Annotated in this window: 11 protein-coding genes; all 11 read right to left on the bottom strand. The window is 36.9% G+C overall.

What is annotated here, in order from left to right; translation table 11 throughout:
* Positions 1–144: 144 nt before the first annotated feature.
* Positions 145–1203, bottom strand: a complete 1059-nt coding sequence (locus IGJ66_RS05600; protein ID WP_270607775.1) for a lysylphosphatidylglycerol synthase transmembrane domain-containing protein — start codon at positions 1201–1203, stop codon at positions 145–147.
* Between the two features lie 10 nt (positions 1204–1213).
* Positions 1214–1486: a DUF1294 domain-containing protein gene (locus IGJ66_RS05595; protein ID WP_270492529.1), complete on the bottom strand. Its 273-nt coding sequence runs from the start codon at positions 1484–1486 to the stop codon at positions 1214–1216.
* A 61-nt stretch (positions 1487–1547) separates the two neighbouring features.
* On the bottom strand, positions 1548–2444 hold the full coding sequence (locus IGJ66_RS05590; RefSeq protein WP_430616948.1) for a diacylglycerol/lipid kinase family protein: 897 nt from the start codon (positions 2442–2444) through the stop codon (positions 1548–1550).
* Between the two features lie 198 nt (positions 2445–2642).
* Positions 2643–3881 carry a peptidase T gene (pepT, locus tag IGJ66_RS05585; protein ID WP_284590534.1) on the bottom strand — a complete coding sequence of 413 codons (1239 nt, stop codon included), beginning with the start codon at positions 3879–3881 and terminating at the stop codon, positions 2643–2645.
* 15 nt (positions 3882–3896) lie between these two features.
* Positions 3897–5018: a Nif3-like dinuclear metal center hexameric protein gene (locus IGJ66_RS05580; protein WP_430616947.1), complete on the bottom strand. Its 1122-nt coding sequence runs from the start codon at positions 5016–5018 to the stop codon at positions 3897–3899.
* Positions 5015–5716, bottom strand: a complete 702-nt coding sequence (locus tag IGJ66_RS05575; protein WP_071868446.1) for a tRNA (adenine(22)-N(1))-methyltransferase — start codon at positions 5714–5716, stop codon at positions 5015–5017. The genes IGJ66_RS05580 and IGJ66_RS05575 overlap by 4 nt, the downstream gene beginning before the upstream one ends.
* 113 nt (positions 5717–5829) lie before the next feature.
* Positions 5830–6675, bottom strand: coding sequence for a hypothetical protein (locus tag IGJ66_RS05570; protein WP_430616946.1), 846 nt, complete (start codon positions 6673–6675; stop codon positions 5830–5832).
* A gap of 2 nt (positions 6676–6677) precedes the next feature.
* On the bottom strand, positions 6678–8735 hold the full coding sequence (locus IGJ66_RS05565) for a cellulose biosynthesis cyclic di-GMP-binding regulatory protein BcsB (RefSeq protein WP_430616945.1): 2058 nt from the start codon (positions 8733–8735) through the stop codon (positions 6678–6680).
* A 17-nt stretch (positions 8736–8752) separates the two neighbouring features.
* Complete coding sequence (locus IGJ66_RS05560) at positions 8753–10015, bottom strand: glycosyltransferase (protein ID WP_430616944.1); 1263 nt, start codon at positions 10013–10015, stop codon at positions 8753–8755.
* Positions 10012–11589 (bottom strand): hypothetical protein, encoded by a 1578-nt coding sequence (locus tag IGJ66_RS05555; protein WP_430616943.1) that lies wholly within the window; start codon positions 11587–11589, stop codon positions 10012–10014. The genes IGJ66_RS05560 and IGJ66_RS05555 overlap by 4 nt, the downstream gene beginning before the upstream one ends.
* Positions 11586–13085, bottom strand: coding sequence for a hypothetical protein (locus IGJ66_RS05550; protein ID WP_430616942.1), 1500 nt, complete (start codon positions 13083–13085; stop codon positions 11586–11588). The genes IGJ66_RS05555 and IGJ66_RS05550 overlap by 4 nt, the downstream gene beginning before the upstream one ends.
* Positions 13086–13087 lie beyond the last annotated feature (2 nt).

Here is a 13087-nt window from a genome sequence, read left to right as displayed (position 1 = left end):
GGATGATTGTTTCTTACCCATCAATCCTACAAGAAACATTATACTCTTTTGGTCAACATTGGTCAAAAAATAAACTCTGACATTCCAAAAAAAAAAATCTAAAAGTAAAAGAACAATTACTTCTGTTCTTCACTTCTAGATTTTTTACATTTCTTCTCGGCTAGACTCGCTGACTTTTTCTCGTCTAACTTCACTGATTTCTTTTTTGATAACTGCACGTCGCTCAACGAGGACATAGAACATGCCATAAATAAATGGTAAGACAAATGAACTAAAGCGATACAATAATAACGAAGATACCGCATCAACTGTTCCGACAAGTGGGCGGAACAATAACAAATAGACAAATTCAAAAGAACCGATACCACCTGGAGTCGGCAACACCCCCGCTAAAACCACAGCAAAACTAACAAAAGAAAAAGTTAGTAAGAAGTCCACTGATGGGTGATTCTCAACTAAAGTCAGATAAGGAATGATGTACCAGAAGAGTAACTTGACTAAATTCCAAAAATAAATCCAGCCCAGTGCTGTTCGATCTTTTACGATTGTCTGCACTGTTTCGCGTAACGAATAAATTTGGATATTCCAATTATCAACTAGTGCTCGTGTCTTGTTTCGTTTACACAGTCGATTAGCTATTTTTACAAATAATACTTGAACATTGATACTCATTGATAAAACTAACAAGGCACTCACAATAACAATTGTTAAAATGATCCCTGCTAAAATAAAAGGAATCATTTTTGGCGCTTTTGTATAAAACAATGAAAACTGAATCAGTAAACCAATTATCGCGTACGTAATTACCGCCATCTTGTACATAATCATGTGTAAAGCTGTTACCCCTACGCCTTGCGAAAACCTCATTCCTTTTTTGTTATAAAAGTAGACTTCAGAAATCAGGGTTCCTGTACCAAAAGAAACAATTCGATAAAATGCAACGTAGCAGGAAGTCCAAAAGCCATCCTTTGTTGAAAACTCTGGAGCAAAAGGTTTCGCAATTTCTTTAATGGAACGGCCTTCCGCGATCTGGTAAATCGTTCCCAGCAAAAGAACACCAAGCAATACAACAAGACTTGTTGATAATAATTCTGCTAAAATATCCGCTAAAGAATGCTGAATCAAATAGTAAATGATACCGAGAATCAACAAGAATAATAGCACGTTTAAAAATAATTTCGTTTTTGTTCGTTTATTCGACATCCGTTACTCCTTAATGGAAAAAATAAATCAAAATCACATCAACAATCACGCCGACAGTAAAGCCAACCGTGAATTTTTTCTTTAATGTCTTGTGGTGAAAAACTTTGCGAGCAATCAATCCACCTAGACCACCGCCAAGCAAGCTAACAAAAATCAAATTACTCTCAGGAACGCGCCATGCACCAACTCTTGCTTGGTGTTTATCATAGCCCATCAGACAAAACAAATACAAATTAACAATAATCAAATAGAACCATAAAGGGTTGTGTATCAAAACTTCCATCTTTTCTCCTTTTCAAATCGTACTTTTTAAGATTACCCTAAACTACTATTGAATGTAAAGACTATTTATTTTTTGGTACATAAACAACCAACCCTTTTGGTATTACTGTCATTTTAATTGGTAGATTATCTGTCGTGTCTCCATCTGTTCGAGTGCCCACTTTCTTTTCACTGGCCAGTCGCAATTCACTTGTTGTATAGTAATCAATTCCCGGAACAGTATAAAATTTTCCTCGTAGAATACGAGGTAAGTAAAAGACGTAAGAAAAGAAGTTCAATTTTGGAATGATTGTTACATGGAATTTCCCATCATCAGGACTTGCTAAATCGTCAAAATTTGTATACCCACCTACTGAGTTCGTCATGGTAACAGTTAGTAGCTGAACTTTTTGCTCCCACTTTTTATCATCCGTTTGAATCGTTAAACGATAGCGACGTTTTTGCACGACCAATTTAATGAATCGTTTAGCAAATGCCCAAGGCCCAAATTTTTGCTTTTCTTCTTGGCTCACACGCATTGCTGTATCAGCCAGTAACCCAACCGTTAACGTTGAAATAATGACTGAATCATTGACTGTTCCATAATCTATGGCTTTCGTCTGTGCAGTTAAAATGACATCTGCTGCTGCCTTTTTTTCTAAAGGAATTTCCAATACGCGAGCAAGATTGTTCACCGTGCCTCCTGGCAACAAACCAATGTGATAATTTTCAATCGTCTTTTGAAAGGCTTTAACGATATGATGAATCGTTCCATCTCCGCCAATGATAATCAACGTATCTGCATCAAAAGATTCAGCTTTTTCAATCAGCGTTTCATCACGAATTTCAGGTCCTGTTTGAGTTAATTGAATCTCTAAGTCTGGTTGCTTATTCTTCGCATATTGTTGAAACCATTTAGCCAACTTCTCTCCTTCATCTTTTCCTGAACTTTTGTTATAAAATACTAGTAATTTTTTCATAGTTATCGCCACCTTCTACCCTATTTTACTTTTTTTTGCCAAAAATGAAAAAAATTGAGATTATTGTTTTGATTTTTATTAAAAAAATGAAAGAAAGTGTCCGCAACAAACACGTATAAAAAAGTTGGGGCAAATGATTTACTCACTTGCCCCAACTTTTTTAGGTTTACTTTAATGAATTCAATTCACATCACCAAATTACTTTTTATCTTTCGTATTCAACTCAGCAATTTTTACAATCACATCAGTTGCTTTTTCCATTACTTGCAACGAAACAAATTCAAAGCGCCCGTGCATGTTTTCGCCACCAGCAAAAATGTTTGGTGTTGGAATACCCATATAAGAAATTTTTGAGCCATCTGTTCCACCACGAACGGGTTCAATCACAGGTTTGATGTCTAGATCAAGCATTGCTTGTTTAGCTAGTTCAACAATGCTCATATCTTTTTCGATGATTTCTTTCATATTGTAATATTGATCAAACATGTCAACCTTGATTCGTTCTTGGTCAAATGCTTGATTCATTTTTTCTTGGATACTTGAAATCAACGCTTTACGTGCTTCAAATTTTTCACGATTGTGATCGCGAATAATATAACTCATTGTGGCTTCTTCTGGGTTACCTGTTAATGCCATTAAATGGAAGAAACCTTCATATCCTTCTGTTTTTTCAGGAACTTCATCTGCAGGAAGCTGGTTGTGAAAATCAATAGCTAATTGTAACGCATTGATCATTGTATCCTTCGCTGTTCCAGGGTGAACATTTTTCCCAAGAATCGTTAAATTGGCTTGCGCTGCGCTAAATGTTTCATACTGTAACTCACCTAGTGGGCCTCCGTCAATTGTATAAGCAAAGTCCACATTAAATTGGTCAACATCAAACTTGTCTGCACCGACACCAATTTCTTCGTCAGGACCAAACGCCACTTTGATTTCACCATGTGGAATCGTTGGATTTTTAAGCAAGATTTCCATTGCAGTCATGATTTCGGCAATTCCTGCTTTGTCATCTGCACCAAGTAATGTACTACCATCTGTTGTAATGAGTGTTTGTCCTTCATAATTTTTCAAGTTAGGAAAATCTTTGGTATTCAACGTGTATCGTCCTGCTTCGTCCAAAACAATTGTTGATTCACCATCATAATTTTCAATGATTTGTGGATTAACACCAACTGCATTGAAATCTGCTGTGTCCATATGGGAAATAAAGCCTATTGAACGAACAGGATAATCTACATTACTTGGTAAAGTTCCCATCACAAATCCATTTTCCTCATTGTAAAAAACATCAGATAATCCTAGTTCTTCTAATTCTTTTTTGAGCTCTTGCGCAAAAGCGATTTGTGTAGCTGTTGAAGGCGTCGTTGTGCTTGTCGCATCTGAGCGTGTTTCAGTTTTCACATATTTTAAAAAACGTGGTAAAAGATTTTCGTACATAATATCTGCCCCTTTTTAATGAAATTGGAATGGATTGGTATTCGTTTCAGAAACAAAAAAATCAAGATCCCATTGTTCTTCTTGTTTCCAAGATTCAAACTTTTCAACAAATTTTTCTTTGCATAATGACTCGATATAATGACCAGGATCAATCGCAATCAGACCTGCGCTTTGCATGTCTTGTGCTGTATGATAATAGAGATCACCTGTAATGTAAACATCTGCGCCTTGCTTCAACGCAGAAGGATAAAACTTTTCACCACTTCCACCGCAAATCGCAATTCGTTGAACTCTTGGCTCAGTTAGTTGTGACGGTACAACCACACGTAAGTCATCGACTTGAAGTGCTATTTTGACTTTTTCAATGAATGCTGTTAGGTCTAACTGTTTTGGCAATGTTCCGACACGTCCTAATCCAAAACTTTGTGCTGGTGCATCAATCGAAAACAAATCATAAGCGATTTCTTCGTATGGATGATGCTCTCTCATTACTTGAAGAATAGTTTTCTCTATTGTTTCTGGAAAAACCACTTCCACTTTTGCTTCTTGCACTTTTTCTGCTTTACCCGACGTTCCAATCGCTGGATGCGCTTGTTGGGAAGGGGTAAAACGACCTTGCCCCACGGAGGTAAAACTTGCGCCCGAATACTCACCTAGTCGGCCTGCGCCTGCATTTGCAAGCGCTTCACGCATGATTGTCGCATCCTCAACAGGTAAATAAACTGCTAATTTTTTATACCCTACTTCATGTGTTTTCACTAAATAGTTCTCGACTTGAATACCTAGTCGCTCACAAAACCAGTCATTTAACCCGTCCCAGATAATATCCATATTTGTATGTGCAGCGTAAACAGCAATATCATGTTTCAATAAATCTGTATACATTTTTTCTTGCGGTTCATCCGTAGTCAACTGCTTTATTGGACGAAAAATCGGTGGATGCTTGGCAATCAGTAAGTCGATTTTTTTAGCAATTGCTTCTTCGACTACTTCAGGACGAACATCTAACGTCATCATGACTCTTTGAATTGGTTTATTCAATGTGCCGATTTGTAGCCCGACTGGATCTCCTTCTTCTGCGAGCCATTGGGGACAATACTGTTCAAAGCGATTAATGAACGTTTGTGCATTAATCATCCTAACACCTCCTGAATCTGTTTGATTTCAGTTTCAAATTTTTGTTGGCGTTCGCTGATTTTATCTCCTTTATTTGCTTCAATCATTTGCTGAACGATTGCTTCGCGCTGTGCAAGCTCTCTTTGCCATTTTACTTGGAAAATCTCACTCTTCATTTGTCGTAAAATAGGTCCAAACATCAAATCCTCTGGAGAATAAATTACTGGACTAGCAGCTTTTTCCGCTACAATAATCTCGTAGATTTTTTTATTTTCTTCCAAAATAACTTCTTCAATAATCTGATATTGGTTTTCTTGTAACCAGACACGAAGCGTGCGCTCACCAATATTTGGTTGAAGGATCAAGCGTTCTTTTTGATTTAGGCGTGTTTTCCCTGCTTCTAAAATATCACGAATCAATGCGCCGCCCATGCCAGCAATCGTGATAGCATTAATTTCATCTGATGGTTCAATTGCTGCCAAACCATTCGCCAAACGAACAACAATGCGCTCTTCTAAGCCATCTTTTCTCACTTGTTTTTGTGCGGACTCAAATGGACCTTTCACCACTTCACCAGCAACTGCAAACTCAATTTTTCCTTTTAACATCAAAGCAACCGGTAAATAGGCGTGATCTGAGCCAATATCCGCTAAACGAGCTTTTGCAGGGACAAACTCTCCTACAGTAGCTAGGCGTTGCGACAACTCTAAATGGTTCATAACTTCACTCCTTTTCCAATCATTATAGCATTTCCTCTATAAAATAAGGAGAGAGATGTGACAGAAAATCCTTTTTTCCGCACATCCCTCTTTGAAATTTTTATTATTTATCCTTAAACATCATATTGTAATTCACGAATACCATCAGCTAAGAAATCAGTTGAAGTTTGCATTTCACTTTCATCGTAGGAAGTCACACCTGTCACTAATTCTAAGTTCAGTGTCGACAGTTCCACATGCTGACGTACGGTTTCGCCAAATTGTTCTTTGACCTGTGCGCGCAAAGTTTTGACATCAGAAGATTTAGAGAAGCAAACCACGCCCCAAGTCGGTGTATTATGATCAATAATGTATTTGAACGATTCTTGTGTGTGAGGCTCTTCTAAAATGGTGGTCACTAACTTCACAATTTCTCTTGCTTGGTCAGCTGATAGCATTGATTTCATGCTATCCCAGTGTCTCACTCGAATAATCAACATGCTTAAAGGTAAATCATATCTTGCTGGTAGTTGTTTTAATGCACGGAAGTCATCGTCAAACAGATTCAATGTTCTTAATTGTGTGTCGGCATCCAAACTATTGAAAACTTTTTCCTTTTTCAAATTAAGATTTGCTATTTCCAGGTTGCGAATCGCAACTGTTACGAAATAAATCGTTACACTATACAGCGAGGGTAACACCAGCCAAAGAATGCTCCAGTAAGTAAATGAATCTTGATACAGATATGCATATAGCAAATAAATCAATTGTCCAAAAATAAAGAGCATATTAAAAATCAAACCGGTCACAATATTCGTAAAATATGTGATGATTACCAAAAGAAAGGTAATCAATAAATAAATGACATTTAAAAAGTAGTTTTCTGGATTTCCAGCAACAAATAAAACTGTCCCAATGATTAACAGCATGAAGAAAAAGAGTGCAATATCCATTGCTACGCCAATTTTTTTACTCCGCAAGTTTACTCACCTTCCCCATCTTGATATTTTTTAATCATAAAGTATGTGGTCGAAGCCAAAATGGCAAATACCAAGACGAAGACAATTCCATAAATCAGCAATTGCTGATTACTGATAACATGTTGGACTAAGTTTTCCTCTTCTTTAGGAACCGCCACTTTTTTAAATCGGTAGTCATATTTCTTTCCATCGGAATCAACCACGATAGCATCACCTTTATACGTCGCAACCTGCGCTTGGTTCACTACCTGCGTGGAAGCCAGAAAAACATTTTCAGAACTTACGCCTGTTAAAACAACCATTCCTGCTTCTTTATTGTAAGGTGATTGTAGTAATTGAACTGTCCCAATTTGACGGCCATATTCTTCTTCGATACTTAATTTTTCATTTGAAAGGAATGTTGATCCTGCCTTGTTGTAACTGAAGTATAAATCATTATTTAACGTTTTGATAAGCTCGTTATCTTTTGGTGTTCCTAAGATAATCAAGTTCCGTTTGGCTAATTCTTTGTTGCTTGGAACTTCTGAATAGTACGTTACTTCCCCCGTATTTCTTAGTGTGTATTTACCAAGCAAATTCAAAACATTGGTTAACGCACCTAGATAATGTTCATCTAGTTTTTCAGGTAACACAATTCCAAGATCGGCTAAACGTTCCCCTTGCAACAATAGATTGGGGTAATTCGTATAAAGCAAATCGAATTTTTCAGTTGTTCGAATTATCCCACTAGAAGTATTTTCGACCAAAGCCCAAGGTGTTTGTTCATTTTCTGCTGCATTCGTATTCTTTAAATTCAAGTCAAAAGCAACACGAACAACCAGATTACCAGGTGCTTGAATCCCATCAGGAACTTTGAAGGTCATAGTGTCTCCATTGCTTTTGTCTGCCGTTAATTTTTTGCTGCCAATAGCAACATCATTTGCATAGACTGTTACAAGTGACGTGTCAAAATCTAAATTGTTGGCGTATTTCAGATTAAGCGTGAAACTACTACCATCGATATTTGTTTCATGTGCTGGTAGATTGATGAAATATGTTTGTTCTTGGTGGTTTGCTCCTAACAATTGATTGTTTGTTGAAGTCAGTAAAATATTCCCGTCAAACTCAAGAGAAGAAGTAAATGTTTGGGTATCTTCTGTCACATATTTTTCGTTGCTTTGGGTCTGTTTCATTAATTCTTGGTTGGCAATATAGCGACCAGCATCTTGTAAGCGCGCATCACTTTTAGATGTGACCACTAAAATGTGTCTCCCTTCTTCATTAAATAAACGGATAACTGCTTCATCCTCTAGTTTTTCATTAGAAATTTGTTTTTGATATTTTTCAGGTATTTTCTCATAGCGACCAAAAATCAGTTGAAAATCTTTTTTTGTTTGCGAATCATTCTTCCACGTATCAATTGACACTGGTGCTGAACCTGAGGTCAAACGTGCAATACCAAGATATGCATAAGTAGCACTGGAAATTTCAGGATCCGATGGTTTATCAGAAATCAGTAAGACATTTTTATCACTTGTTGCCGTATCTACACCGATAAAATGGCTATAAAATGAAGCTAAACTATTCTCGGTATCCATGATGTCATATTGGAAATTAACATTGGACCCTTCATAGACTGTTAACCAATTCGCAGGTGTTTGACGTACGCCTTGCTTCTCATCGGACGAATCGATTAGCTGCCCTTCAATTACTAATGTATTCGTTGTTTCAATCAATTCTTTAGGAAGATCAATCGTCTTTGTTTGACGCTTAGGATTTGCCTCCGGATGCCAAGAATAGATTTTTATGCCATTCAACATAACAGTTAAATCAGATGATTCATCATTGTCCAACTGAGACAATTGAAAATCTAAGTTAAGTTGTGCTTGTTTAACATCCCAGTAATCCTCTTTTGTGAAATACATCGTTGCGCGCACCGAATGACCAGACAAAGAAGCCGTTTGATTTTGAAATGGTTGTGTAAATGACTGATTTTGTTGTTCTTCCGCAGATACAGGTACTTGCATCATACTCACAAGTAAGCAACTAATAAAAGCTGCAAACAGACTGACTTTTTTCATACTATTTCTCTCCCTACTCATTTAAATCTCTCTGTTTTATACCATTTGGTTACTGTTTGTTGGTGGAACACATTCTCTTTGATGTACATAAACATGCCATACGCTGCTACAACTAACCACATTTGACTATAAGTGACATACATCAAAGCAATAATCCCCACGTTAGAAAGATTTAACTCTCCTTTTTCTGTACTCACACTTACAAATGTACTTAAGATAAAAAGCACTATTGCAAGCGCCCACAGCGAGCTACTAAACCCCTGGATAGATGTATGAGCGTATCCTGCTACCGATAACACCAAGAAAATATCAGATAATACTAGTGCTGTCATGAGTAAAAAGTAAATGGACAAAAAGTACAAAATATCAAAACGAATTCGTTTGGCTTTTGAATCAAACAGTAATTTTGCATTTTTGACAATGACATAAATATTTCCCTTCACCCAACGCGTACGTTGACGAAACCAAACTGGGAGCGTCTGTGGCTCCTGTTCCCAAGTAACTGCTTTAGGCTGAAATTTGATTTTATAGCCCATCATATAAATCCGAAAACTGATTTCCGTATCTTCGGCTAAAGCTTTTTCATCCCAACCACCGATGGCTTCGATGATTTCTCGACGAACAATAAAATTTGTCCCGGGAATTGTACAAAGTTTGAACAATTGAAAACGACCCGCTTGTGCCATCCACTGAAAAGCAAGCGTTTCAATGTTGATAAAGCGCGTCAGTAAATTCACTGAGCGATTTCGTGTACGAAATTTTCCAATAACTGCACCATATTCCTCATTTGCCTCAAGCTCTCCAACTAAGTAGCGTAGTGCATTGGCTTCTGGGGTATTGTCCGCATCATAAATCGCAATAACCTCGCCTTTTGCCTGCTTGAAACCAATGTTTAATGCATTTGATTTTCCTTTTCCACCAGTGATATTATCGGTATTAATAATCTGAAAATTCCGATCAGGAAACTCGATTTTTAATTCTTCTAAGAGTTCTGCACTGTTATCACTTGAATTGTCGTTAATTACGATCACTTCGTAACGATCTTTGGGGTAATTAAAATTCAAAAGTGCCTCAACTGTTTTCACAATGACAATTCCCTCATTATGTGCTGGAACCATGATTGAAACGAAGGGTGCTGCTTGTTCGTTAATTTCTGGCGGTGCGACAGAATCCGTTCGAAGGTAATAAATATACCCTGCAATCACGAGGACGATATTTACTACCAATAAAGACCAAATAATAATTGTCGCCATTAACATAACGATATCTGTAATAGTCATTTTTCATGATCCTTTCGAATGTATTTTGCACGATAATTTTTACGTCCGCGTGCGAATAATAAGATAAGAATAATAATCGTCGCAACCACAATGATAATCAGCAAGCGATTTAACCAAGCAAATAAATGATTCAAGAGACCGTCTGACTTTGTACTCTGTTGCTTCGTTTCTTGTTGGACAGATAGTCGGCTGATTTGATTCCCATTTAGAAAAATTTTCGCATTTCTAACTTGTATATGTTGCGTTGCTGTTTTGATTCCGTAAGTATATGTGGTGTCTTGAAAATCTGGAAAACGAAACGGCAACTCGTTCAAACTTTTAAGAATCTTTTTGCCTTCCTCTTTTGATCGAGGAAAATCATACGCAATAGCAAGTGGTAAAGGAAACGGATAATGATCTGCATCTTTTAGCCATTCTATCGACGCACCTCGTTTTTCTTGCCACTGAAAAATTGCCATGTCATAGGTCGCACTTACTTCGACTTTCGGTGGTGTAAAAGTCGTTGCCGATTCGTTATTCGCAAGCAACAGACTTTCACCGGAAGCTAATGCATTGTCGCTGAACATCTCCGATTGATTCCAAAAATCATTTGTAGTCAATCCAACGGGAAAAATATTTTGATCAACAAGCAAACTGATCTGTTTGGCAATCAAGTTACGTAACTCACTCGTGTCTTCGATCGTTTCATTATTCAAGTATGGCATCCGCAAAAATAAACGATTTCGTTCTTGGACTTCTGAAAGGAAGGTCAGGAATTTTTTATAGGAATCTGATTGAATATTCTCGACCGCCCCTGTTGTACTTAAAATATACGCATCATTTGTTTTTTCAATTTCACGCACAAACCAATGCGCTAAATCTAAATCTATTAGTGGTGTAAACTGATCCAGCGTCAAGATTGGATGATAAGTTTGTTCTCGTCCCAACCATTCTTTGATTGTCGTAACAGATTGTAAAAAAATAGCCCCGTCTTCTGAAAAGAATGGCAGATACGCACTTTCTCCTTGGACAACTCCGAAAGGAAAGGACTTCGGCTCAACTGCTTGTACAACCAATTGACCGACGATCTTTCCTTGCGTCGTTTGAAGAACCGTGACTTTTGGTTGCAGTGGTAGCTTTTCCTGATAATAATCGTCGTTAGCAATCAATGTTACCTGCTGTTGATACAAAGAAAGAAACTCACCAGAAAAATCAGCTGCTTCATCTGTTTCAAGATTTTCACCAATGTGCAATTTTTTCCCAGTAAATAACTTTCGATCTTCAAGAAAATGCTGATTGTTGATTCCTTTTTCTGGCCAGTTGATTAATGTAATCACAGAACCAAAAGACTCGTTCGTCAATACCCCTTTTTGATAATTAGCCTCCGAAACAGTCGTCACTGCTTGACCTAAACTTGTCAAAACTCTTTGTAACGTGTCAATGTGCTCACTGTTTCCAGTTTCATCATTTCGGCTATCATATAAAAGTAATGTTTTGTTCATATTTTCAGCTGCCAAGACCTCTTGATTCTTGATTGCGCAAAAAAAGAAGAGCAAGAAACAACTGAGAAATAAAACAGTTCCTTTTTTCATCATTCACTTCCTCCCTTACTTTCCAAACCAACTGGATCTGACCACAATCGCTTGCCAATCAAATCACCAATAATCATGAGAAATAGCAAATCATTATAGATACTGCCTAAAAACAAATGACGAATCAAATCTGTATCTCCAACATAAATAATGGCCGAGAAAAAAACGAGAAAGAAATTCACAACCATTCCTAACACAAAAAAGAACCTAAAAATCAACCAACCATCTTGATTTCTCAGACCAATATAAAAGCCCACACCGTAAACGGCAAGGTACACGAACATCAAAAGTAAAAAGAACTCCATTCTTTTAGGAAATATTGCAGAAGATACTAAATTAAAAAAAGAAAAGAAGTACGTTTGTTGTAGTGGCTCTTTCGCATCTTTTTTCAAATAATTTCCAACATCATCTGGTTTAATTCGATACGAATCCTCAATGGCAATGTTCATCATTTTCCCCATTTGTCTCGGATTTTCAACATAACTAAATATAATCCAAGGATAACTTAATTTATCAAGATACCCTCGTTTGACTTGCTCTTTCTTCAAATCTTCTGGTAAATATTGATAATAATAGCTTGTCCCTTTTAAAAGTTCGAATTGATCATCAATTGCTCCATTCGCTAAACTTAATTCACCTTTTTCAGTTTCAAATAGAATTCCTCGATTGACACTATGATATACATCACGATCATATGTTGGATTTGGTACCAGAATACTGACTGCTACTACTAATAAAATCGAAGCAATTGAAAAAACAACCAAAGGAAATCCCTGCCCATTTTTTCGAGCATAAGTCATAAGACCTAAAAAAGTAAGAATACATCCTGCAACCAGCCAATAATAATAATGTTGTGCGCCAACAAATAAAAGCATAGACATCAATAAACCAACAATCATCGCAAACATTCGTTGCTGTACACGGGAAAAATAAAGGACAAAAGCAACAAAATACACCAGACCAATCAACCCGATTGCTTCTGGGTAAAATGAATTGAAATAAATTGTAATGTGTCCATCACCTAAAACAAATCCAACAATAATTGCCAGCAGATAAGCTTTCAATGGACGCAAACGATGAGTGATTCCTCTTGTAAACAAATAAATCGCAGGTAGATAAAGAATTAAATATAGTGCACCTAAAAAACGCAAATCAAAAATCTGGTGACTAAACAGCAGACGATTAATAAGAATCGCCAACTGGATCACTAGATTAGATGATGAAAAATAGTTTTGACTCGCCTGATTAAAAAATTGACGAATCCCATATTGTACTTGAAAATAACTTCCGTATTCGTAATTCTGAATATTTTGGATGTACAAGCCATTAGCATTCAAAACATTGTAATACTCGCCATTATCTGCCAACCCATTGATTGGTGTTACAAACAATAAAAAAATTGTCGGTAGTGCGACAATTAGAACAGCTAACCATGCAGGGCTAATATATTTTGCGAAAAGCGACCAGAAGCTCTGAATACGCTGTTGAAATTTCTTCATTT

It is taken from the genome of Enterococcus sp. DIV0176 (assembly GCF_050528535.1).
GTDB lineage: Bacteria > Bacillota > Bacilli > Lactobacillales > Enterococcaceae > Enterococcus_B > Enterococcus_B thailandicus.
The sequence above is the reverse complement of the archived record's forward strand: the minus strand, read 5'-3'. Positions and strand labels throughout refer to the sequence as shown.

Excerpts from the sequence above, each read along its gene's own strand:
- IGJ66_RS05555 (WP_430616943.1), bottom strand. The coding sequence starts at position 11,589 with ATGATGAAAAAAGGAACTGTTTTATTTCTCAGTTGTTTCTTGCTCTTC.
- IGJ66_RS05560 (WP_430616944.1), bottom strand. The coding sequence starts at position 10,015 with ATGACTATTACAGATATCGTTATGTTAATGGCGACAATTATTATTTGG.
- IGJ66_RS05575 (WP_071868446.1), bottom strand. The coding sequence starts at position 5,716 with ATGAACCATTTAGAGTTGTCGCAACGCCTAGCTACTGTAGGAGAGTTT.
- IGJ66_RS05565 (WP_430616945.1), bottom strand. The coding sequence starts at position 8,735 with ATGAAAAAAGTCAGTCTGTTTGCAGCTTTTATTAGTTGCTTACTTGTG.
- IGJ66_RS05580 (WP_430616947.1), bottom strand. The coding sequence starts at position 5,018 with ATGATTAATGCACAAACGTTCATTAATCGCTTTGAACAGTATTGTCCC.
- IGJ66_RS05550 (WP_430616942.1), bottom strand. The coding sequence starts at position 13,085 with ATGAAGAAATTTCAACAGCGTATTCAGAGCTTCTGGTCGCTTTTCGCA.
- IGJ66_RS05595 (WP_270492529.1), bottom strand. The coding sequence starts at position 1,486 with ATGGAAGTTTTGATACACAACCCTTTATGGTTCTATTTGATTATTGTT.
- pepT (WP_284590534.1), bottom strand. The coding sequence starts at position 3,881 with ATGTACGAAAATCTTTTACCACGTTTTTTAAAATATGTGAAAACTGAA.
- IGJ66_RS05600 (WP_270607775.1), bottom strand. The coding sequence starts at position 1,203 with ATGTCGAATAAACGAACAAAAACGAAATTATTTTTAAACGTGCTATTA.
- IGJ66_RS05590 (WP_430616948.1), bottom strand. The coding sequence starts at position 2,444 with ATGAAAAAATTACTAGTATTTTATAACAAAAGTTCAGGAAAAGATGAA.